We start from the raw sequence: 23,494 nt of genomic DNA on the forward strand, positions 1-23,494 counted from the left end.
ACACTGGGTCTTTTCAGCCAGGGAGCAACCCATGAGCTTCGGTAAAACCACCCCGATCCTGCGGATCTTCGATGAAACCAAGGCGTTGGCGTTCTATGTCGACTTCCTGGGCTTTGCCGTCGACTGGCAACATCGCTTCGGTGAAAACTTCCCGTTGTACTTGCAGGTCTCCCGTGGCGACTGCGTGTTGCACCTGAGTGAGCACCATGGCGATTGCACGCCGGGCTCGGCCCTGCGGATCGAGACGGATGAGCTGGAAGCGTTCCAACTGCAATTGCAGGACAAGGCGTATCGCTACGCTCACCCACAGATCCAGGCCATGCCCTGGGGCAGCCAGGACATGACGGTGGTCGATCCGTTTGGGAACCGGTTGGTGTTCACCAATGCGATCACTGTCTGAGGTGCGCTGCTGCTCGGGTCCTACAGACAGGAACCGGCCAGGTCCTGTCAGGACCCGAGGCCAGCGCGCGGAGCACGATTGATTGCCAGGACATGGTTGTTGTACGCCTCATAGTCCCTAGGGTGGCGCCCCGTCTTGATATGGACGCTGTCGGGGATGATACCGCTGCAATTGAAACAGGCGATGAACGGTTTCGGTTGGGTCACGCCGGTCAATTTTTCGGTGAACAGTTGCGTATCCGAGAGCACCCTTTCAACTTGACCCGGATAAAGCGCAACGATCGAGTTGAGCACACGGACTTCTCCATGGGCCCCTGGCCCCCCGGTGCGTATGGGAATGATGCCGCCGGCTTTCTCGATGTGCGTGGCGATGAGGTTCCGGGTGGGCGGCTGGAGTTCATGGAGGTCCTCGACGGTCCTGCTCAGCGTCGGCTCGCGCTTTAGCGCATCGGGGTCCAGTTCGAGTCGATGGATCGGATCGTTTTTCGTAGCGCTGTATCGCTCGGCCAGGTCGGCCAGGTATTCATGGGTATTGCCGATCCTGTAGCTTCCGAAATCCAGGTAGAACCTCCCGCTCCTGGCGCTGCCGTCATACTGCTTGTCCACGCCACGGTACGCCGCCGGGCCGGCTTTGGGCCCGGTGAGATTGTAGTACTCGTTGAGGCCCACATCGTTGTCGCCGTTGCGATCCACGACCAAGCCATAGGAATGAACCACCAAGTCCTTGCGTTTGGTCTTGCTGAAGCCGGGGCTGGCGTCGGGGTCTGGAGAGGCTTCTCGATGAGGTCCGGCACGTTTGTCGGCCTGTCTTGCCGGTGGCGCCTGCATCATCGTCAGGGAACGGGCGTGGCCATCAGCTTTCATCCATTGGATGACATCTTCCTTCACCCAGCCCTGGCGGTCGACGAACCTGAGGGGGTTGTTCCCCACCATGCAATACAGGTTCAACCCATCGACCACCCCCGCCGGGTCGGGGCTGATCCAGCGTTGCAACCACGGCGCGTAGTACCGCTGCCCGTAGTCATACAGGCCGCTGGCATCACGTTCCTTGCCGGAATAACGAAGGGTCCGGTAGTCGGCTTCCACGGCCGAGCGGCAGGCCTGCCAAGCGGTTCCACCGTAGGGCAGGTAGCTTTCCTGGCTGATCAGGCCGCCCTGATCGTCAAGCTCCAGTGAGCTGGAGCCCAAGTGGTCGCCAAGGCCATAACGTATCTGGTCGGCGGTGATACCGAGCGGTCGGCCTTCGGTCCAGTGCAGGTAACGCACGTGACAGCGGCCGGCTTGCAGGGTAATGACCTCCAGGCGTTCGTTATCCCGCGTGCGAATTTCGAGGCCCGGCAGATAGCGGACTTCCCGGCGGTGGACCCTCGTTGCGCCCTGGCTTGTCTGGATCTTGCGTATGCGTTGGCCGCCACTGTCGTAGCGATAACGCTCGATGTCGTCGGGGCCGTTTTCACGCCGCACCAACACCACACTGTCGAGCTGATTGCGCAGGTTCCAGGTCAGCGCCTGGCCCGGGGCCAGCGCCTGCAGGTTACCGTTGGCATCGAAGTCCACTGCCTGGTCGGGCGTGGAGTGGCCTTTGTTCCAGGCGCGCAGGCGATTGCTCGCGGCGGCCACATTCAGTGTCCGGGTATAGTGATTGCCGTCGCGACGATGGCGCAATTGAGTCAGGTTGCCGCCGGCGTCGTACGCGTAGTGTTCGGTGAAGTTGAACAACTGCTCGGGGTCGATGGGTGCTTTGCCAAGGACTGGGAGGTCCGGGGGGAGGGTCGATCCGGCGGCCTCGCGGCCCGTCGCGCTGATCAATTGATAAAGGCTGTCGTAGGTGAATGTGCTGGCGGCTTCGACCCGTTGGTTACTGCCGAAGCGCACCGGTTGGGCTTTGTCTTCGAGGCGCGTTACGTTACCCACCGGGTCGTAGGTGTAGCGCAGATCCTGCAAAGTACTGGCAGCCCGCGACGCGCGCAGGGCGGTCAGTCTGCCGTTGGCCGGATCGTACTCGGCGCGACTGACGATACCGTTGCCGGCCGTCTGGGACTCGATCTGGCCGGACGCGTTATAGACGATATCGCTCACGATGATTTTTTCGGCCGTCGTGTTTCTTATCCGCAAGCCCACGGACTTGAGCTGACCCGCGACATCGAACGAGTAGCGTTGCCGGTGCTGGGCAGCATCGGTCTGCTGGACGGGTTCGGCGAGGGCATCGTAACGCCAGTTCGTGGTGTAGCCGTCGCCCGGTTCCAGCAAGCGGTCGCGGTCTTTCTCTTCCGCTGGCCAGTCTGGTCGTTCGGTGGCGGCCAGCAGATGCCGGGTCTGGCTGAGAGGTTTGGCGCAAAGCCCATAGTCATGGATCAACAGGGTGCCGGCGCTGTCGTCGTGGCGGATCAGCGCACCGCACCGATTATGCGCTGCGGATTGCGGCGAATTGTCGCCGTAGTGAAGGCATTCGACCCTGCGGGGTACGTCGCCTGCCCCTTGTTCGTGGACGGCGGTCATGCGCAGTTGCGTGTCGTAGGTGGTCCGCCAATAGGTGCCTCGCTGATCCCAGCAGTGCGATACCTGCCCGGCCTCGCCAGGCAGGTAGAGGCGCCATCCGGCATCGATACTGTCGAGCAACAGCGTCTTGCCGGACAAACTGTAGACAGTCCGTCGGTTCGACCCGCCCGTCGCCCTGGCAAACAGCCGGGGATCACGTTGCGCCACCTGTCGACCCGCCGCGTCGTAGTCTTGCTGGGCGATGCGCGCCTGGGAGGGTTCCTCGGCGTCGCGCCGGTGGTAAGCGATTTGCCGCACGGGCAGGCCGCGGCCGTCGAAGGCGTTGATCGTAGGCGTCTTGTGATGAAGGCGAGCGTTCATGCGCCACCTCCTGCCGTGGCGGCGTGTTCGGACTGGACTTCTTGCAGCGTGTCATTTTCGTCTTCGTCCACGGTGTACCAGGGATGACGTGTATGACGGCGCATATAGGCGAGGCCATCTTGCCTGGCGAGTAGCACATGGGTGGGGCGTCCGAGTGGGTCATAGAAGTGTTGGTCGAAATGTCCGCACTGGCGCAGGGACTCATCGTTGATGTGGCTGTGCCGGTCGGCGAAATAAGGACGATAGATGCGTACCGCCAGTCCCTTGCTGTTGTATTCCACCCGTTCGCTGACACGCCAGCGCACGGCGGCGACCTGCTGCCGTGGCCTTCCATTCGTCAACGTCAGGTCGCCTTTGGCGTCGATCACGTAGGCCATGCCCGGCTCGACCCGCTGCTTGCTTTGCAGCGTTCGCCCGAAACCATCGAAGCAGGTGAGGGCGATACGGATGTGTGGCTGCTCGTCATCGGGATAACGATCGGCGACCAGCACCGCGAGGTGCACGGGTTCCCGCGTAGAGGCATCGAGCTCGTTTTTCAGCTTCAGGTCATCGGCTGAGAATGCTTGCAGAGCCGACAGCCTGGCGCGGGCCGAGGCGCGGATAAACCCACTGGGAAGCAGGTCACCCTTGGCCACGCAACGCGCCAGCCAGTCGGTGTCCGCCAAGGCGGCCGCCGATACGCAACCCATCCAACTGAAGGGTGCGTAATAGCTGGCCGTGGCGGCATCCTGCAGAGCGGCCTTCCCCTGACGGATCGCCTCTGCCGGGCTGTTGATCAAGGGCTGTTTGAACTGCGCGAGCGGTTTGAAACCCACGCGCAGGTTGTGCTCGTCACCATAAAAAGCAGTGGCCCGTTCCTGGCCGAAAGCATCGAACAGGCCTTCTTGTACGTTGCCGTTGGGGTCTGTGATGCGCCGGGGCTGGAGTGAGCGGTAATCGTAGCGCGCCTGGGTGGTACAGCCGTCGGGCAGTGTGAAGGTGGTGACAAAACAAGCGTACGGGTCATGGCCGATCTCGGTCACGCCGTGGCTTTTGCTCGGTTGTACGGTCCTGATTCTGTAGAAGCCCTCCAGCGGCGCGTAGGTCGCGAACGCGCTTTTGACTGACCAGAGTTTTTTCGCCGGCAGGGTATCGAGAAGAAAATCGCTCATGGGGTGATAGCCCATTCTCTCCAGCCGTTTGCCTTTGGGGCGGCTGTCCTGTGGCAGTAATTGGAAAGCGCCCAGGGCGGTTTCATCCAGCTCGGCACGTTCCAGATGATCAACCAAGGCCTGGAAATCCGCGACGCCATCCGGCAGGGTCGCTGTGTTCGACGCGTCTCGGTAGCGCTGCACGGACAAACCGGTCAGCACGCCTTGGGTTTTCCAGGCTGTTTGTTTCGTGAGTTCGCTGAGCGCTTCGAAAGTCAGGTCCCGTGGGGCGAGCCCCCCGTCTTCAGGGGCCTTGGGTCGTTGCAGCGCCTGGGTGCGCTGGCGATAAGGCAGCCTGAGTCGCCATTGCCAGGGCGTCTGCAGGTGGATGAACTCGGCACGGGTTTCGTTCAGGTGGTAGCGCTGCTGCGCCGGGTCATGCGCATCGCGCCACCACTGTTGCTGGTCGATGTCGCTGAACGGTGGCGTATCGTGGGCGGTTTTCCGTCGGGCGTAATGGATGTCTACGCTGTGGGTCAGCGCGCCGTACAGGTCGTGTTGCAGGTTCAGGGTATGCTGGCATTGCGGGTCATCGACCATGCCTTCGTACTGATAGCGGATGGACTCCAACAGCAGGGGCAACATTCGGGCCTGTCGGCGAACGCTGTCGGGCGCTTGCAGCAGACGCAGCCCGTAACGGTTTTCCTCGACCGAATACAGGTGGGCGGTTTTCAGCCGTCGGTCGATGCCGAAGACCTCGCTTCGCAGCACACGGCCACACAGCGCGCGGGACATTTCCAGTTCGGTCGTCGGGTCTGGCGGGGCAATGATCCGATCCTCCTGCAACTCAGGTAAATAGTGGCACAGCAAGGTCTTGCCCAGGGGCACGGCTTCCTTGTCTGCCCGGCTGTAGCCATTGCGTGGCAGATTCACCCTGCGCCCGGTGTGAAACCAGGTTTTTTTCAGGCACGTGGCGGTGACGGCCTGCGCTTCAGTGTCGTCCGGGCTCGCTTCGGTGTCGGTTTGCAGCAACAGACCGAAGCCACGGAATTCACGTTCGATGCCGTCGTAAAAACCTTGCCGATAGGCGAACGCCTGGGTCAGTCGATTGCCGGTCGTTTCGTCCATTTGGGTCTGAGCGCAAACCAGGTGCAGGGCCAGGGGCAAGCGACAGGTGAGGGGCTTGTCGGCTGTCATCCGTTGCAGTTTTTCATCCAGCCACTCCTGCGCCGAACTGCGGTATCTGATGCGCTGGGCGGCGCCCATGTTGTTGTTGGTACCGGTGAGCAGATACGGTTTTGCGCTGACGAAGTCGTAGCGCCAATGTCGGGGCGTCATGTGTGGCGCGCTCAGGATCAGGCTGGAACAACCGAGCCCTTGCAGGTCGGCGATGCTCACCTGGCACAAAGGGTCGTAGCGCAGGCCTTCCGGCCAGGGCAGGGCAACCGCGGGGGCGAAACCCTGGCCGCAACGGTTCATGAAAATCAGTGCCCGCTCCGCTTGCAGATAGATCAGGTCGACAGCGCCGGAGCCGTCCAGGTCCGCCAGGCGGATGCGCGAGGCGTCGAAGCGGTCGTAGGCCAGCCCAGGGAAGTCCAGCACCCTGCCATTGCCGAAACGCCCACGGCCCAGGTTGGGCCAGCACTTCACTTCGTTATGGCGAATACGCACCAGATGCTGCTGGCCGCTGCCCAGCACATCGCTGAAGGCCACCAGTTCACCCACTGAGGCACTGAACAGGGGCAGGGTGTCTTCATGCACCTCGCGAAGGACGTCCAAGGGGGGCGAAAAACCATGTTCTCTCTGGTTGGCGTACAAGCGAACGCTGCGCGGGCCGATCACCGCCAGATCGCCGAGCCCGCCGCCCATCAGGTCGGCCAACTGCCCTTGTGGGCTGAAAAACTCTGGCGCAAGTGCATTGAACGTGGCGAAGCCCGACCAGCTTCGCTCGGCATCGAGGGAGAAAAAGCCGCTCACTTGCGGCCAGGCGACGAGCCAGTCCAGACGACCGTCACCCGTGAGGTCAGTCAGGGCCTGATGCACCGCTGTTGCCGTGTCGGCCAGCGGGATATTGGGGAGCGTTCGCCACGGGCCGTAGGCCACGTCATTGCCTTTGGCCCGGGCCCGCACGGGTTCGCGGTAGTGCCAGCCGTTGTCGGTTCGATGGAGCACCCCCGGCAGGCCTTCGCCGTACAAGTCCACCAGTTGATAGGCGTGCCCGTCGTTGAGCCCCGGCATGTCCGGGAAACGCCGCCAGGCGAGGGGCTCAGGTGCAAGCTGGAAGACGCTGTAGCTGAACTCGACGGGCGGACGGCTTTCGGCGGTATCACCTTCGCCGAACGCCTGGTCATGGGCGGCGCTCAAGAGCGGGTAACCCAGGGCCGTCTGGCGATACTCCAGCAGCAGACGCCGCACCAGAACGGGCGCCGTGCCCAACTCGTCGGGAAAACGGTGAAACATCAGGACCTGGCGACACAGCCGTTCGGTGCGCACTTCAAAACCGTAGGCGAAGCTGGAAAATGCATCGTCCCGGGTTGGCCACTGCTGGCCCTCATACGATGGTTTTCCTGTGTGGGCGGTGGTCCGTTCGCCGTAGTCGAACACCAGTTCGAAGTGCCATTGCACGTTCGCGAGCCGATCCGCTGTCCACGCGTAAAGGTGTGCACCGGCCTTGAAGTTGCCATAGCAGACCTGGCTCAAATAGCGTTGGGCCGTGGTGTCGGTCTTGTATTGGTAAAGGATGTGCTCGCCGTGGGCGTTCAGGCTCTCCTCCAGCAGCCATTCGCCGACGCGGCGCGTATCCTGGGGATCGGCGCGACGAGCTGTCGGGGTCTTGCCAAACAGATGAAGGCTGCCATCGGCACCGTGCACCCGCCAGAAACCGGCCTCATCGCCTTGGGAGGACCAATGTTCAATCCGGTCGAAGTGGTTTTCGACCCTGGGGAAGTATCGGGTGACGGTGTAGCGCGTACCCAGGTCCAGATCGTCGTAGTGGTCGATGGGGGTGGTGGCGATGACGTCTTGTGAATCGCGCTCGGGTAGCCACGCCACTCCGGTGGGGCCGACGATCTCGTCCTCCTCGGTGTACGCCGGTACACCTTTGCGGGTGCGTCGCGCCACGCTGGGCAATGACAGCCCCCAGCCGATGCCGAATACACCGTTGCCGAGCGAGCTGACATAGGTCAGGGTCAAGGGCGGCGCAAAGCCGCGCCCTGGCGAAATGGGCAGGGCAATCTCATAGGAGGCCGTGCCATGGGCGCCGACAGGGCTCCATCCTTTGCCGATGCTTTGAATGGCGCCGCCCCCCTTGGGCAGGGACGGTGCGGTGACAGGCAACGGGGCGTGTCCATTCATTGCGCACCTCCACCGACCCTGGCGGTATAGCTCACCTGCACGATGACGTCGGTCAGTGACGCCAGCAGGTCTTTTTGTGCCTCGGGGTTCGGGAAGGTCAACTGCCACTTGGAAATGGCGCCTGTGTATTCGAACGGCAGGTAGCGGTCATCGTTGAAGCTCAGGGTGAACAGGCCGTTGTCGTCGACCCCCGTGGAAAGGGCGATCTGCTGGTTGGCGCGTCGGCTCTCCATGGCGTGGCCTTGATCCCCTGGCGACAGGAACACCGTGCTGGCGGTCTGGGTCAGCGTGGCCCTGATGTTCTCGTATGGACCGACGACGGTGGGCAAGGTCACGCTGATGGTTTTGATGCGCCGCAAGTAATGTTGTTGGCCCTCGTAGTCGTCTTCGAACAATTGATGGGTCAGCTCGAACTCGCATCCGCCCTGCTTCAAATCGGCGTGCAACTGCGCCCACGCCTTGTTGAGGGTGCTGGCAGCGGTTTTGCCCTTGAGTTGTCGCAACGATATTGTCTTGCGGATCTCCAGCTCCCGGCCGTGACGTTGCAGGTACTCGGCGTGCATCTTTAACAGGTTCATTTTCAGCAACTCGCCAGCGCCAAGCCCGCGATAGGTCGAGTGCCAGGCGCCAGGTTGAATGAAGCGCACATCGAAATCGGCGATCTCATACTGCCAACAGGCTTCGGCCGCCAGGCACAGCGAGAGCGTGGTGTCGTAGGCCTGACGATAGAGCGCGGCAAATTGGCCGTTCAGCCATTGGTACAGCTGTGCCTTGGTAAAGCGCTTGCTGAGAAAGTCGTAGTTGGCCCTGGCTTGGCCCAGGGTCGATTCGGCCAGGCGCAGTTGCAGGCGAGTGGCGGTTTCCTGCTCGGTGAATTGCGCCAGTTGTGCGTCGATCTGGGCCAGTTCGAGTTGTGCCTGGTCACGAATCAGGGTCCATTCCTCCCCGCGACGATTGAACTGTGCCGTGCGATCGAGATGAGCCGCCGCCGTACGATCGTCGATGGCGGCTCCTTGGGCGAGAGCGGTAGCCGCGTGCATGGCACCTTCCCAGCGAATGCCGCCATTGCTGAAACCAAAGATGTTCGGAACCATCATCAGGCCGCCAGCCGTGACCTGGGCGTCCGATGCCGAGAGCTCGGAGGCACCGCTTTTCAAATACAACTGGCAGGCCTGGGTCTCGGCGCCACTGAGACCGTTGTCCAGCAATTGCTGGTAGTGATTGATCCGGCGCTGGACAATCGCCTTGCTGGCCTGTAGCGCCTGGCGATTGCGCTGGTCGATGATCAAGGCCTGGCGTTGCAGGTCGACGGAGATTTTTGCCAGGTCCCAGACTTGCTGTTGTTGCAGTTCCTGCAACTGGGCCTGTTCCTTGCGCTCGATCAGCGACAGCAGCAGGGTGCCGAATTGGCTGAGGCTTTCCACGGCGTTCTGGGCATGGCTGTGCATGACGGTGAAGCGGTAGTGGGCAATGGTGACGCTCGGCAGGCCTGTCGACGGGCTGTCCGAGAGACTCAGGGCACTGGCGCTGGAGAGGGCGCGCGGATCCAGCGGCGCCGCGATGATCGGCAAGTGCAATGGCTTGCCGGCCAAGTCGAGGTTATGTCGCAGGTTGTACAGGCGACTTTCAGCCACCTCCCAGCGCTTGAGCAGTTGCGGGTTGAACGGCAAACGGAAATGCGGGCTATCGATGGCCGGCACGGACAATCGCGGATTGCCTTCGCTCAGGTTCAGGGCTTGATTGCCGGTCAAGCGGATCACTGAGTGCTCGAAGTTGCGCAGGTTACTGCTGGGTGTTTCGCTCAAGGCCTGGAGACTGATGGGTATCCAATGATCGAGCGGTTGTACCTGCGGGCGTGGGCCCAGCAGATCGAGCACGCGCACATACCATAGTTTCGCCTCGCTGAGACCGTCAGGCGTCATTGCGCGATACGCGGCATCGCCTCGGTTGATCAGGATGTCCAGGTACAGGAAGTACAGCGCCTTGCGAAAGTGCACCGGATGACTGCGAGCGATCTGATGCGGATCATGGGGTTCCCGGTTGGCGTAGGCAGGCGTGCTGTTATCGAGCAAAGGCACGCTCCTCCAACGCTCATCGCCCTTGCGACCCGGGTCGAAGACATAGCGCAGCCAGCGTTCCGCTTCCTCGTATTGATGTTCGTCGTTCAGTCGCTGGGCGACCAGCCAGGGCACATAGAGGAACAGCTCGGTGAAGTAACGGCCATAAGGCCCATGGAAATCCATCCGGTTGGTTGGGTCTCCGGGCACGGCGGGCTCCGGCAGGTGTTGTGTGACCCAGTCGAACAGCTCATCGAGGCTGTTTCCGGTGCGCCGGATCAGTTCGGCGGCGAATACAGTGTTCAATCGGATGGGTTGGCGCGATTGTTTTTTGTGTTCGCTGTAATGCATAGCAGAGTCGCTAAAGCTGATGATTTGAGCAAGGCGCCGGCCGTTTACCGTCTCTTCGAGAATAGTCGGAGCCATGCGGCGAATGTCTACCAGCAACGGCAAGGGGAGGAAGGCTCCCAGTTTCAGGTTGGTATGGCTATCCGGTAAACCAACCCCACGACCGGTTTGAATACGTCGTTCATTGGCGTCGAAGAGCAGTTTGCGGTAATCGTCGTCGAGATCCTTGATATCGATTTCCGGATTTATCGGTGGAGTGGCTGATAAATAAGGCACGACAGCGAGGTGTTCATCGATGCAAGCCGTTTTAAGAAATTTGCAGTTGTCGGCGTAAGCAGGCTTTGAATCGGTTTTGGCGCCCAGCGCTAGGAAGAGCAACGCGTGGCGCGTAGTGACGTGATATTCGGCAACCGTACACAACAATGGTGTGATCGCATTCACGTCCTTGCTGCCCAGCACCTCATCCTCGCAATAGCCTTGCAAGCCGACCCGCGGCGTACTCCAACTGCCATCGTGTTTCTTGAAGCAATAGCTCAAGCGTAATAACGGGCGGTTAGCCCCCGGCGCAGCTGTACTGGCGTCCTGAGAGGCGCGGTTCGAGGCTGCGGGATCCTGATGTATGCACTCCGCCCACACAACGAACAGACGATTGTTGAACCAGACTGGTCGGATCGTCTGTTCGGCGGCGCTCTCGGGAATCGGCACATCGGCTTTTTCCCAGTCCGACCAAGCGTGTGGATCCGGCTGGTCCTGCTTGGGGGCTTGGGCTGGCGGTGACGGGTGCGTGCCATCCAGTGGGCGTTGCGCCATGTTCAGTGAACGCCAGAAGTAGGTGTTTTCCGAGCGGGATTTGGCAATGAAGTACCAAGTACTGTTGGCAAAGTCCCTGCCATCGATGTAACCGTTGAGGATGTTCAGGTTGGCAATTTCTTCGAAGCGGCTCAGGTAAGCCAGGATTGCCGATTGAACCGCGTCGGTTTGGATCTGGTTCTGGCTCAGGGCGCTTTCCAGCTGCCGGAAGTTATCGCTCTTGTCAGCCCTCAGCCCCGGATCCAGATAAACGGCGGGGAAACAGAGCAGCTTTTGATGGGGCGCCCAGGTGGGGTACCGATGCATCTCGTCGCGCCAGGTTTGCCGGTACTCGGCGGGGATGCTTGCCGGCTCGTAACCTGGTTCCAGGTTCATCAGGATGCGGTTGATGTACTGCTGAAGGCTGGCAATCGCGCAGGCCACAGGTGTGGTGGGCACATCATGGCTGACCAGCACATCGAGCAGCCAGTATTCGTAGAGGTCCTGAGATGTCTTGAGCCCCCGGTCTTTCGTCGCGGCCTGAGCGGGTGCGACCTTGTTCAAGTAAAGCGCCAATAGTGCGTCGCGCAGGCTTTCGTCCAGCTGCTTCTTGATGGCAACGGTCATATTCAATCCTTGAATGTAAGTGGCTGCGCAGGTCAATGGCAGCCAGCGATCAGTGCTTCACCGACGACCTTCCAGTCCGCCATAGGGCTTTGGGCCGTCAGTGCGCTTGCCTTGAGCAGCAGGCCTGCCGACAGCCCCGTACTCACGCAGCAAGCCTGGCAACGCATGACCCAATCCACGGCTTCCATTGTCTTGGCACGTTTTGATGGGAGTTGCGCCGTCAAGCTGCTGACCTCCTCGGTGTTCCAGTCCAGGACGCTGGCAAGCAGACGATTGGCTTCCTTTTCCAGGTGCGGTCCTTCCTGATTGGCCACTTGCAGGTAGTGCAGCAGGTTTTCTTCCGACCGCGCCTGATGACGGGCGCAATGGCTGAAGCGCTCGAGCAGATACAGCGTCTGGGGCGTGAGGGCTCTGGAAGTGTTCGAGGCCAGCCATGTCGGGTTTTCCATCAAGGCTTTCAGCGTGCTACTGCCCAGGTGCAGATGCTGGCAAGCCTCGGCGGTGCGAAGTACTTTTGCCAGCGCCTGCGGCATGATGCCTGGGGCAGCCTTGATGGCCGCCACGAGCGTTCCGGCATCGATGTCGGCCATTTGCATTACGTGGGGAACGAACTCGCTGGAAAGGTCGGCCATGTCATGCAGCAGGGTTTCAATCAGGTGCTGAGGGTCGTGCTCGGCGTTGGTGTCCGCTCGAAGTTTCGCCAGGCGTTGTTCCAGGTTCTGGTTCAGCGGCAAGCCCGCTTCTGGTTCAGCGAACAGACGACACCACTGCAGCACATCGAGCCCGTTTTGCCTGAGCCAGTCGGCGGCCCAATCCAAGGCCATCAGCACATCGAGAATGTCGGGTGTTGAGGATGCCAGGGGAGACAGTCGCCCGGTCACCAGCGCTTTTCCGTAATCGTCTCCTCCCAATAGTCGGGCCAGCTCGGTGCACTCCCGCGGCGATAGGCCCAGCATCCGGGCGATGCGGGCCTGGCGGTAGAGGGATGAAACTGTGGGCAGGTCGTGTTCCAACCCCGGCAGGTATTGTTCGCTCTGTTGCGCAAGCAATAGCAACGCGTCCTGGGTCATGGGCAGCCCGAGGCCGGCACTCAAGTAGCTGAAGGTTTGCAGGTCGGTGACGGCCAGTCGCTTCTTGGGGTATTGCCACACGGGGTTTTCAAGCAAGCGAGTGCGATTGAACACCTGATCGAACAATGGGACTCGTTCCCCGCAGGCTTCAACCGGCATGTCGTGCAGCAAAGAAGCAAATTCTTCAGGCTCGATGCCGTGACGTTGGTTCAGGTACCGGTAGACGCCAAGGGTTCGCAACGTGTTGGCACTGAGCGTGTCGCGCCCCTCGGATCGCAGGGCATTGATGATCAGTGTGTCCAGTTCGGCCACGGGGATACCGGTCCAGTGATGCAAGCGGATCATGCGCTGGAGACGGTCGAAACGTTCATCGCAATAGTGCATGAAGATGCGCGATGCCCCTTGGTTTTTGATGCGCAGGGCGGGAGTACTTTCCGGCCCGTTGATGTAGCTGGCGCCATAAACGCTCTGCGTGGCGTCCGGGCTGTTGATCGAGCTGCGAGGGCTGTAGCGGCCTTGCGCCAAGAGTTGTTCCACCTGGTCCGTCGTCAGCCCGGTGCATTCCTGGAAAAAATCGAGCTGACCCAGGCGTGTGATGTCCTGGGTGCCATAGCTTTTCTTCAGGGCGTCAGGCCTGGCGCTTGAAGCGCTTGGCGCGAGCAGCAGGTTCTGTTGTTCCGGGCTGAGTCCGGACAACAGCTTTTGGGCATCGAGATGAGACGTCATGACGCGCCCGTACGTCGAGGGGCCTCGTGAAAATGGTAATTGCAGGCTGATCCGATAGTTCAGCTCGCCCAGCGCGGGTTTGCCTGCGCCCAGCCCGAGCAGACACTGGTGATGGTGCAGGTCGTAGGGCAGCGAGAAGGGGTAGTGTTCGCTGGCCAGCACCTGCTGGACGGTCTCGTTCCTGCCGGTACTGGCCAGGTGCGCCGCGATGTTGCTGCGCAGGGTGTCGTTGATGATGTCGAGCATCGGACGCGTGGCGAAGGCGCTCTGTCGATCGAGCATCAGCTTGCCGAGGTCCGAGCGTCGCTCCTCCAGGGTGATCCTGGCAGCTTGTACAGGGGCTGGTAGTTGCTCCAATTGCCGGGCGAACAGATACAGGGCTCGCAGATACGCCACGGGTGAGTCGATGGCGGCGATGTCGCCTTCGTCGCAGAACTGATCCCAATTTTCTTCGAAGAGTGCCTGATAACCGACGGACGTTGGCGTTGAATCCGAATCCAGGCTGTGTTGGAAAACTGGCTGGGTGTCCTTCCTGGGTGATACGCGGTGCTCCTGATACAGTCGGCTGATTTGTCCGGCATAACTCACAGCGCTGTCGTACACCCGTCCTGCATCCGCGTCGCTGTGCTTGGCGAGTTCGAGGGCGAACTGCGCTTTGTCCATGCGCACGATGTCGAATACCGACGCCATACCCATGCCTTTCAGAGCTGTTCTGAAATTGGTTTTTGCAGTGTCGTTGCCGGCAGGGAAGGCGACGAGCCGGTGCAACAGCGAGTCGTTGCTAACGTCCATGTGGGGTCTGTCTCCTGTTCGAACGGAATGTGCGTTTCGGAGAAAACCGTACAGGAGCGCGCAGAAAAAAACGGTAGGACAGCAGGGGAAGATGTGTACGAAAGGGCGATGCGTGGGGAGGTTTCTGATTACCGGTGGCCCCTGGGGGCGGACGGGGCGGTTGAGTACGCGATCCTCGTTGCGTCATGCGAGGCCAAGGGGAGGACGGCCGGCATGGCTGATGCGCAGATTGCCGCTATTTGCCGTACTCACGGGGCGCTGATTGCAACTCGCAATACCCGAGACTTTGAGTTCTCAGGGGTTGAAGTCATTAATCCCTGGAACGCTTGAATGATGCCAGGCGCAAAACGCCCGCGTCCCACCGGACCCGGGCGTTGTCCATGATCAAACCCTGAAGTGGCTGACCATCATCTGCAATTGATTGCCCAGACGCGCCAGCTCGACGCTGGAAGCGGCGGTTTCTTCGCTGGCGGCGGCGGTCTGTTCCGACACGTCGCGTACGTTGATGATGCTGCGGCTGATCTCCTCGGCCACGGCGCTTTGCTGTTCGGCGGCAGCGGCGATCTGCTGGTTCATCGACTGGATGTTCGACACCGTGCGGGTGATGTTTTCCAGCGAGGCACCGGCCTTGCGGGTCAGGGCCACGCTGCTGTCGGTGAGGCTGCGGCTGTTGTTCATCACGGCAGCCACTTGTTGCGTGCCGTTCTGCAGGCCGGCCACCAGGCCTTCGATTTCCTCGGTGGATTTCTGCGTGCGCTGGGCCAGGCCACGGACTTCGTCGGCCACCACGGCAAAACCACGACCGGCTTCACCGGCACGTGCCGCTTCGATCGCCGCGTTGAGGGCCAGCAGGTTGGTCTGCTCGGCCACGGCCTTGATCACGTCCATGACGCTGCCGATCTTGTCGCTTTCCTGTTGCAGCACGGTCATAGCGTCGGTGGAGCGCACCACTTCGCTGGCCAGGCGTTCGATCTGGGCGATGGCTTCGCTGACCACCTTGTCACCGGCACGGGCTTCGCCGTCGGCGGCGGCTGCGGCCTGGGAGGCCTCTTCGGCGTTGCGGGCCACTTCCTGCACCGTGGCGGTCATTTCGTGCATGGCGGTCGCGACCTGATCGGTCTCGACTTTCTGGCTGTTGACCCCGGCGCTGGTCTGCTCGGTCACGGCGGACAGTTCTTCGGCGGCGCTGGCGATCTGGGTCACGCCGTCGCGGATGCCGCTGATCAGGTCACGCAGGGTCACGCCCATGCGCGCGATGCCTTGTTGCAGCACGCCCAGTTCATCGCGGCGGGTGACGATGATGTTCTGCGACAGGTCACCGCTGGCAATGCGTTCGACTACAGCCAGGGTGTCGCGCAGCGGGCCGGTGATCTGGCGGGTGATGATCACCGCTGCAATGACGCCGACCAGCAATGCCAACAGGGTGCTGACCAGTTGCAGGGTGCGCGCCTGGGCACTTTCGGCGTCGCGGCGGTCGAGTTGGATCTGGTACAGCTGTTCGCTCAACGTCACGATTGACGCACCCTGTTCAGTCATTTCCTTGCGTGCCTGTACCGCGTCGGCGGTGGCCAGCTTGAAGGCCTGCACGGCGCTGCGGTATTGGGCCAGGGCGTTTTCCAGTTGGCGCAGTTCATCCTGGCGGGAGCTGGAGAAATGCTCGTTCAGCGGCTTGAGCGACGCGATGGCGGCGTCTATCTGGGTGACGGCCTTGCGCTCGGTGTCGGCGTTGCTGTTGGCGGTGTAACCGCGCACTTCATAGCGGGCCAGCATGAAGTCCTGCTTGGCCTGGGTGATGGCCTGGAACTGGGTGAAACGCTCCTCGCTGAGGGCCATTTGCCCTACGTCGGCGTCGAGGGTCTCGATCAGCTTGTAGGCGATCTCGGCGTTCGCGCCCATGGCATCGCGGGCGGTGTTGCCCGTGCGGTAGGCGCTGCGCATTTTGTTCAGGGAAACCTGGTAGGCGCTGATGACTGCGCTCTGCTCCTTGAGCAACTTGACGTTTGCCGGGCTCTTGAAGCTGCTGAGCAGGGCGTTCTGTTGCGCCACGAAACCATCGAGGGTGGTCTGCACGTTTTGGGCGGCGGTCTCGTCACCGTTGGTCAGCATGTATTGCAGGCGCGTGACTCGAAGCTTGGTCAGGCCGGCGTTGAGCTGGGTAATGTCGCTCATCCAGTTGCTGCGATCGATCAGCCCGCCCAGGCTGGTCCAACTGGTCAGGGCCAGCAGGCAGGTCAGTACCAGCACCAGGCCGAAGCCCAGGCCCAATTTCATGTTGACGCTAATGTTGCCAAACCAGCTATTCATCAAATTCCTCCAGGAACGTTGTGCTGCTTGATCATCGATTGGCTGGAAGATTGTTGTTGTTAAGAGCCAGCAAGAGCATGTAACAGGGCTGTATCGGCGAGGGGGCCTGGATCTGAAGCTTTTTTTCACATCGGTTTCACTGCCTGCCTACGTTGGCCTCTCTACTGTCGCGCCATCGAATGACTGGGTGGATGCTGTCGGGGCGGCTTGATGTGGAACTGAGACTGAGCCTTTTCGGCCTGACGCGCTCGATCGGTACGCGCTGGTTTGCCCGCTACCAAAACACCCTGGTCGTGCTGGCATCGGCGCTGCTGGTGATCCCGTTGACCTTCTGGCTGCTGAGCCCGGCAGCGGTGCCGGACCTGGCCCATGGCAACATCGCCGGAGCCCGTGGCTTGGCCGATGGCTGGGCCAAGGGCGAGATGATCGTGCTGGTGCGCCATGTCGAGCGCTGCGACCACTCCAAGGCCGCGTGCCTGAATGATCGCGAGGGCATCACGGACCGCGCCCGTGCCGTTGCGGTGGGCCTCGGTGCCCGATTCGAGCAACTGGGGCTGGACAACGTCGACGTCTACAACAGCCCGCTGGTGCGTGCGACCCAGACGGCGGGGTACATGTTCAACAAGGTAGGCACCGGTGAAGATTGGTTGATCAATTGCCGGCATGACCTGCTGCGTAATGCCCTTGCCCACAAGCTGGCGGGGCGCAACCTGATTCTGGTCACCCATAGCGAATGCATGCAGGCCATGGAAACCGCGCTCCAGCGCCCGACTTCGGCGTTCGGCTATGGCGCTTCGTTGTTCGTTTCCACCGCCGAGCCCCAAGCGCCACGCTTGCTTGGGTTTATCGAGGCCTCTGACTGGCACTCGGTGGCGTTTCAGTAACTTTTCCCACGATTAGGACCGCTCATGCTGACGTCTGCTCGCGCCCGTTTCTACGGACTCAACCTCGGAACTCCTTTGGTCTGTGCCGCCGTGGTGTTCCTGCTGTTCGACATGACCCGCATCGACATCGCCATCAGCGATCTTTTCTACGATCCGTTGCACCAGGTCTTTCCGTTGGAGCACGTGCGGTTGTTCGAGCAAATCACCCACAAGTGGGCGAGGGTTATCCCGAACTGGACCGGCGAGGCGGCCATAGTGGGGGCGCTGTTGTCGTTTTTCTGGCCAATTCTCAAACCGGAAAAACGCCCTGGGCTGCTTCGCCTGCTGGATAAGACCCGACTGAGCAAACCGCTTCGTTTTGCCCACAAGCATCGTCGCGACTTTCTCTATGTGGTCTTCGCCTTTTCCCTCAGCACCGGGGTGATCCATTACCTCAAGGGGCACACCAGCGTGTACTGCCCGGTGGAAACCACCCAGTACGCCGGCAAGATCGAGCACAAGGAATGGTTCCAGAACTTCGACCTGCTGCACGTCGCCGGTGACGGTCGTTGCTGGCCCGGCGGTCATGCGTCCGGCGGCTTCACGATGCTGGCGCTGTATTTCGTCGCCCGCCGCTACCGCTGGCGTCATTCGAAGGCGTTGATGAGTGGGGCGCTGGTCCTGGGGTTTGTCTACGGCACGACCCGGGTCCTGCAGGGTTGGCACTACATGTCCCACACGTTCTGGGCAGGTATTTTCGTCTGGTTGAGTTGTTGGCTGATGGCGTTGCTGTTTTATGGGCGAGCGGCCTTGGAGCAGCCTATGTCGACGCGACAGCGAACGACGGCGAGGTCCGTCTTGCCAGCGTTGGGCAGCGCACGTTCGTCAGCCTGAACGCCAGGCAAAAAAAAGCCCGCTGGGAGCGCGGGCTAAAACCTTAGTTTCTTGAATGAGCGAGGGGACTTTACCCAATCACACGCAGGCGTGGGGTGAAGAAAAGTTCATGAGGTCGCCTCCTTGCAAGACCTCATGCCCTCGGATGCGTTTCACCTGAGATCAAACCGATCCAGGTTCATCACCTTGACCCACGCCGCGATGAAGTCCCTGACGAACTGCTCCTGGGCATCCGGACTGGCATAGACTTCGGCCAGGGCCCGCAACTGCGCGTTGGAGCCGAAGACCAGATCGACACGGGTGCCGGTCCATTTGACCTGGCCGGTCTTGCGGTCGCGGGCTTCGAAGGTTTCCTGGGTGTCGGAAAGGGGTTTCCATTCCACGCCCATGTCGAGCAGGTTGACGAAAAAGTCGTTGCTCAACGTTCCTGGCCGTTGGGTGAAGACACCGTGCGCGGTGTGGTCGACGTTGGTGTCCAGTACCCGCAGACCGCCGATCAGCGCCGTCATCTGCGGTGCACTGAGGGTCAGCAGTTGTGCCTTGTCGATCAGCAGCGCCTCGGCGGACACGCGATACCGGCCCTTGAGGTAGTTGCGAAAGCCGTCGGCGATGGGCTCGAGAAAACCGAACGACTCGACATCCGTCTGCTCCTGGCTCGCGTCCATGCGTCCCGGCGAGAAAGGCACCGTCACGCTGAGCCCGGCATTTTTCGCGGCTTGTTCAATACCGGCGCTGCCCGCCAGCACGATCAGGTCCGCCAGGGAGATTTTCTTGCCGTCGGTTTGGGCGGCGTTGAACTCGCTCCGAACCTTGTCGAGGGTCGCCAGCACTTGAGCCAGTTGGTCTGGCTGGTTGGCCGGCCAATCTTTTTGCGGGGCCAGGCGCAGGCGGCCACCGTTGGCGCCGCCGCGCTTGTCGGAGCCACGGAAAGTGGAAGCCGCGGCCCATGCCGTAGACACAAGTTGTGAAACCGTGAGGCCCGAGGCCAATAACTTGCCTTTGAGGGCGGCGATGTCGCTGTCGTTGACCAGCGGATGGTCGACCGCCGGGATAGGGTCTTGCCAGAGCAGTTCTTCGTTGGGCAGTTCCGGGCCGAGATAGCGCGAGAGCGGGCCCATGTCACGGTGGATCAGCTTGAACCAGGCGCGGGCGAAGGCATCGGCCAATTGGTCCGGGTTGGCCAGGAAGCGCCGGGAGATCTTTTCGTAGATCGGGTCGAAGCGTAGCGCCAGGTCGGTGGTCAGCATCGTTGGGTTGCGCCGTTTGGACGGATCATGGGCATCGGGAATGATGCCTGCGCCCGCGCCGTTTTTCGGCGTCCACTGGTGCGCACCGGCCGGGCTTTTGGTCAGTTCCCACTCGAAGCCGAACAGGTTCTCCAGATAGTTATTGCTCCAGCGGGTGGGCGTGGTGGTCCAGGTGACTTCCAGGCCACTGGTGATGGTGTCGGCGCCCTTGCCGGTGCCGAAGCTGTTCTTCCAGCCCAGGCCTTGCAGCTCCAGGCCTGCGGCCTCTGGCTCGGCACCGACATTGTCCGCAGGCCCGGCGCCGTGGGTCTTGCCGAAGGCATGGCCGCCAGCGATCAGGGCAACGGTTTCTTCATCGTTCATGGCCATGCGGGCGAAGGTTTCGCGGATGTCCAGGCCGGCGGCGACCGGGTCCGGCTGGCCCTCGGGGCCTTCCGGGTTGACGTAGATCAGCCCCATCTGCACCGCGGCCAGCGGGTTCTCCAGGTTGCGTCCCTCATCCGTGCGGCTTTCTTCGTTGCCAGGCTCGGCCACCAATTGGCCTTCGCCGGGATCCTGCATGGCGGCTTTGTCGGGTTTGCCGTAGCGAACATCGCCCCCCAGCCATTTGTTTTCGGAGCCCCAGTAGACATCTTCATCCGGCTCCCAGACATCGGCGCGGCCACCGGAAAAACCGAAGGTCTTGAAGCCCATGGACTCCAGCGCGACGTTGCCGGTAAGGACGATCAGGTCGGCCCAGGAGATGTTGCGGCCATACTTCTGCTTGATCGGCCACAGCAGCCGACGCGCCTTGTCGAGGCTGACGTTGTCGGGCCAGCTATTGAGCGGTGCAAATCGCTGCTGGCCGGACCCCGCCCCACCGCGTCCGTCACCGGTGCGGTAGGTGCCTGCGCTGTGCCAGGCCATGCGGACAAAGAGTGGCCCGTAGTGGCCGAAGTCCGCGGGCCACCAGTCTTGCGAGTCGGTCATCAGTGCATTCAGGTCTTGTTTCAAGGCCTGGAAGTCCAGGCGCTTGAACGCTTCTGCATAATTGAAATCCTCGCCCATGGGGTCGGACAGCGAGGAATGCTGGTGCAGGATCTTCAAGTTCAGTTGGTTCGGCCACCAGTCGCGGTTCGTGGTGCCACCGCCAGCGGCGTGGTTGAACGGGCATTTCGATTCGTTTGCCATGAGAAGCTACCTTTGGTCGTATTCATCCAGCTATCCAGCCCGGCCGGGCTCCGAATAGCGACAGGCGAAATAAATGACGCAGGGCGCAGGGCTCACAGTTCGCTCAACTGATCGTGTGTGGTCACACGGCAACGCGCGCTAGTTGCCAGTGCGATGGCCCACGGCAAGCCCAATACGTTTCTGAACGCTTCGTATCTCTTTGTCAGGTCTCACGGGCCGGATTGCACCAGCCTGAATTCAGGCTAGTCCTCCTTTGGCAGATAGCTAATAGGCGCAGTGTTAACGATCGATAGGGATAATCTTTTATCGACCCTCGATGGGGAGGCAGATGATAGGAATGGCGCCTACCGTGACGGACCCGATCATGAACAAATTTCCGCGCAGCACGGCCTTTCACGAAGCGGGCCATGCCTTGGCCTTTTGGTGGAACGGTCAACCTATCAGACGCATCAGCGTGCGTACCAAGGCCCAAGCCGGTGCGGGGCCCATGTTCGACTTGCGCGGCAACCCCCTCGATGCAGAAGGGTTGGTAGAGGCGGATTACCTTGTTCCGCGCCCGGCCTTCGACGCCCGGGGAATCGCTGAGTACTTACCCTCGATGGTGGATGCCATAGAGCGCGACCTGCTCCATTGTTTCGCCGGCCCCGTGGCCGAAGCGGTTTACCGCCACCGCAGCTCCGAGCGGCTGATCAGCGGCAGCGGCCGTGGTGACCTGGCGCGGGGGCATGAATTGATCAGCCTGCTGCCACCGCGCAAGCTGCTTGACGCCCAACCCCGGGCCATCGCCCGCTGTAGCTGCTTGGTGCATCGCTACTGGACGGCGGTGTGTGCGGTGGCGGCTCTTCTACAAGAGCATGGCGTGGTCGAGGGCGATACCGTGACGGCGCTCCTGTGTGACATCACCGGGGAGTCGCCCACCTGGCGTGGCAACGGGGTGAGCAGCCTTGATTCGCGAACAGGAAGCCGCAAGGGCATTGGCTCTCTCGGACCTGACAGAAGCGTTTTTTCACGGTGATTGTCGACGCTATCTGTGAGATGTGTCTCTTTTTTACGTAGAAAATTTCCGCTCCCTTGAACCGAAGGCGATATGCAGGGTCTGGTGTGCGCGCATTGCTATGCATGCCTGCTGTCATTTCTGTATCGAGGGATCGAACATGTCCGTATTTGCCTTAGGGACGAGGCTCGTTGTTGCGTCGCTGTGTTTTCTAGCGATGAACATGGCCGTCGCCGCGCCAACCCCCGGCGACACGGACCTGATCCGTGAGCGCCAGGACCGTCTGCTCGAAGAGCAGCGTCGGCGCCTGGAGGAACTCAAGGACCTGCCCGGCAAAGAGGCGAAGCCGGCTCAACCGACAGCGCCGGCCGATACCCGCTGTTTTCCAATCAAGACCATCGAGCTCAAGGGCGCCGATGCCCTGTCCGAAGGCGAACGCCAACGCCTGCTCAAACCCTTCCTCGACCAATGCCTGGGCGTGCCGCAGCTTAACCAGTTGCTCAAGGTCATCACGGATGCCTACCTGGAAAAAGGCCTGGTCACCAGTCGCGCCTATTTGCCCCAACAGGACCTGTCCAGTGGTCATTTGCAGGTGTTGGTCGTCGAGGGCCGCCTTGAAGGCCTGAAAGGTGCCGAAGACAGCAAGCTGTCGGATCGCGAGTTGGCGATGGCGTTTCCCGGCAAAACCGGCGATGTGCTCAACCTGCGGGAAATCGAGCAGATGGTCGATCAACTGAACCGTTTGCCGTCCAACCGTGCGCAAATGGAGCTGACGCCCGGGCAGAACATCGGCGGCAGCGAAGTGCGGGTCAACAACACCCCGCAGAAACCCTGGCGCGCCGGTCTGTCACGGCATAACGATGGGCAGAAAAGCACCGGCGAGCAGCAATGGGGCGCTTCCCTGGACTGGGACAGCCCCTTGGGCCTGGCCGACCAACTGGCCTTGCGCGGCGGCCACGATGCCGTCAGCGACCATCAGAAAATCTCGCGCAACGGCATGCTCTATTACAACCTGCCATTTGGCTGGTGGAACCTGAGCTACACCTACAGCCAGAGCGAGTACCGCGCCGTGGGCCAGGCCAACGGCTTCAATTTCAAGCAAAGCGGCGACAGCCAGAACCATCAGGTGCGCCTGGAACGTGTGGTCCATCGAGACGCGGTGAGCAAGACCTCCCTCAATACGGGTCTTGCGTACCTGCGCACCAACAACTTTGTCGCCGACAGCAAGCTCGCTGAAAGCAGCAATCGCATCAGCGAGGCGCAGTTCGGCATCAACCATGGGCGGCGGGTCGGCAATGCCTTCGTCAATCTCGACCTGGGCCTGCAACAAGGTATCGGTGCCTTCGATGCCCAGGGTGATCACGACCCTGGGCCGGGGCTGCCGGATGCGCGCTACCGCAAATACACCGCGACCCTCAGCTATTTGCAGCCCTTCATGCTGGGCGGCGAGTCCTTCAGCTTCAGCAGCCTGATGACCGGCCAGCGCAGCGAAGATGCGCTGTTCGCTTCGCAGCGCATGAGCCTGGGCGGCCTGTCGTCGATTCGCGGCTACAAGGACCAGACATTGTCCGGCGACAGCGGCGGTTACTGGCGCAACGACTTGCGTTGGAGCCGCCCGGTGACCGTGGAATGGCTGCGCCCGGTGTTCGCCGAATACGGCACCAGCCTCGGTTATGACCAGGGTGTGATTCGCGGCAACCGCTACAACGGCGATGAGCACGGGCGCGTGTCGAGCAACTCCGTGGAGTTGTTCGCCCGCGGTGAGCACCTGAGCGCCAGCGTCACCTTCGCCCACTCCCTGGAACGTCCGGATGCCCTGACCGAGCGCGAAGCGCCGATCTACTTCCGCGTGGATGTATCTATCTAATTTC

11 protein-coding genes and 2 pseudogenes are annotated in these 23,494 nt (G+C 61.4%); 6 read left to right on the forward strand and 7 right to left on the reverse strand.

Translation table 11 applies throughout. The features are described from left to right. The first annotated feature begins 31 nt into the window (after window positions 1-31). The gene (locus ACMTA2_RS04780; protein ID WP_413793933.1) at window positions 32-400 is read left to right on the forward strand and encodes a glyoxalase superfamily protein; all 369 of its coding nucleotides are present in this window, start codon (window positions 32-34) and stop codon (window positions 398-400) included. A gap of 47 nt (window positions 401-447) precedes the next feature. Here ACMTA2_RS04780 and ACMTA2_RS04785 read toward each other — a convergent pair whose 3' ends face one another. Genes ACMTA2_RS04785 through ACMTA2_RS04800 form a run of 4 tightly spaced genes read right to left on the reverse strand, consistent with a single transcriptional unit; the run spans window position 448 to window position 14,151 of the window. Then, window positions 448-3,258 (reverse strand): RHS repeat-associated core domain-containing protein, encoded by a 2,811-nt coding sequence (locus tag ACMTA2_RS04785; RefSeq protein ID WP_413793934.1) that lies wholly within the window; start codon window positions 3,256-3,258, stop codon window positions 448-450. Continuing rightward, window positions 3,255-7,742 (reverse strand): SpvB/TcaC N-terminal domain-containing protein, encoded by a 4,488-nt coding sequence (locus tag ACMTA2_RS04790; RefSeq protein ID WP_413793935.1) that lies wholly within the window; start codon window positions 7,740-7,742, stop codon window positions 3,255-3,257. The genes ACMTA2_RS04785 and ACMTA2_RS04790 overlap by 4 nt, the downstream gene beginning before the upstream one ends. Beyond that, on the reverse strand, window positions 7,739-11,563 hold the full coding sequence (locus ACMTA2_RS04795) for a Tc toxin subunit A-related protein (RefSeq protein WP_413793936.1): 3,825 nt from the start codon (window positions 11,561-11,563) through the stop codon (window positions 7,739-7,741). Before ACMTA2_RS04795 ends, ACMTA2_RS04790 begins: the two co-directional genes overlap by 4 nt. 32 nt (window positions 11,564-11,595) lie before the next feature. Then, window positions 11,596-14,151, reverse strand: coding sequence for a Tc toxin subunit A (locus tag ACMTA2_RS04800; protein ID WP_413793937.1), 2,556 nt, complete (start codon window positions 14,149-14,151; stop codon window positions 11,596-11,598). 138 nt (window positions 14,152-14,289) lie between these two features. Here ACMTA2_RS04800 and ACMTA2_RS04805 point away from each other — a divergent pair. Further along, a pseudogene (locus ACMTA2_RS04805) lies at window positions 14,290-14,481 on the forward strand (PIN domain-containing protein); the annotation flags it as partial. A 54-nt stretch (window positions 14,482-14,535) separates the two neighbouring features. On the opposite strand, the gene ACMTA2_RS04810 reads toward ACMTA2_RS04805, so the two are convergent. Both ACMTA2_RS04810 and ACMTA2_RS04815 read right to left on the reverse strand, forming a co-directional pair. Further along, window positions 14,536-15,399: a methyl-accepting chemotaxis protein gene (locus ACMTA2_RS04810; RefSeq protein ID WP_413795590.1), complete on the reverse strand. Its 864-nt coding sequence runs from the start codon at window positions 15,397-15,399 to the stop codon at window positions 14,536-14,538. 42 nt (window positions 15,400-15,441) lie between these two features. Next, a pseudogene (locus ACMTA2_RS04815) lies at window positions 15,442-16,455 on the reverse strand (methyl-accepting chemotaxis protein); the annotation flags it as partial. A gap of 212 nt (window positions 16,456-16,667) precedes the next feature. Between ACMTA2_RS04815 and pmrG the strand changes: the two are divergent. Then, the gene (gene pmrG / locus ACMTA2_RS04820; RefSeq protein WP_413793938.1) at window positions 16,668-17,339 is read left to right on the forward strand and encodes a lipopolysaccharide core heptose(II)-phosphate phosphatase PmrG; all 672 of its coding nucleotides are present in this window, start codon (window positions 16,668-16,670) and stop codon (window positions 17,337-17,339) included. A gap of 24 nt (window positions 17,340-17,363) precedes the next feature. Then, window positions 17,364-18,212, forward strand: a complete 849-nt coding sequence (locus tag ACMTA2_RS04825; protein ID WP_413793939.1) for a phosphatase PAP2 family protein — start codon at window positions 17,364-17,366, stop codon at window positions 18,210-18,212. Window positions 18,213-18,364: 152 nt separating this feature from the next. Here ACMTA2_RS04825 and katG read toward each other — a convergent pair whose 3' ends face one another. Next, the gene (katG, locus tag ACMTA2_RS04830; RefSeq protein ID WP_413793940.1) at window positions 18,365-20,629 is read right to left on the reverse strand and encodes a catalase/peroxidase HPI; all 2,265 of its coding nucleotides are present in this window, start codon (window positions 20,627-20,629) and stop codon (window positions 18,365-18,367) included. A gap of 364 nt (window positions 20,630-20,993) precedes the next feature. Between katG and ACMTA2_RS04835 the strand changes: the two genes are divergently transcribed. Together ACMTA2_RS04835 and ACMTA2_RS04840 are read left to right on the forward strand one after the other, a co-directional pair. After that, window positions 20,994-21,644: a hypothetical protein gene (locus tag ACMTA2_RS04835; RefSeq protein WP_413793941.1), complete on the forward strand. Its 651-nt coding sequence runs from the start codon at window positions 20,994-20,996 to the stop codon at window positions 21,642-21,644. A 139-nt stretch (window positions 21,645-21,783) separates the two neighbouring features. Next, window positions 21,784-23,490: a ShlB/FhaC/HecB family hemolysin secretion/activation protein gene (locus tag ACMTA2_RS04840; RefSeq protein ID WP_413793942.1), complete on the forward strand. Its 1,707-nt coding sequence runs from the start codon at window positions 21,784-21,786 to the stop codon at window positions 23,488-23,490. Window positions 23,491-23,494 lie beyond the last annotated feature (4 nt).

It is taken from the genome of Pseudomonas medicaginis, from assembly GCF_965119365.1.
Classification (GTDB): domain Bacteria; phylum Pseudomonadota; class Gammaproteobacteria; order Pseudomonadales; family Pseudomonadaceae; genus Aquipseudomonas.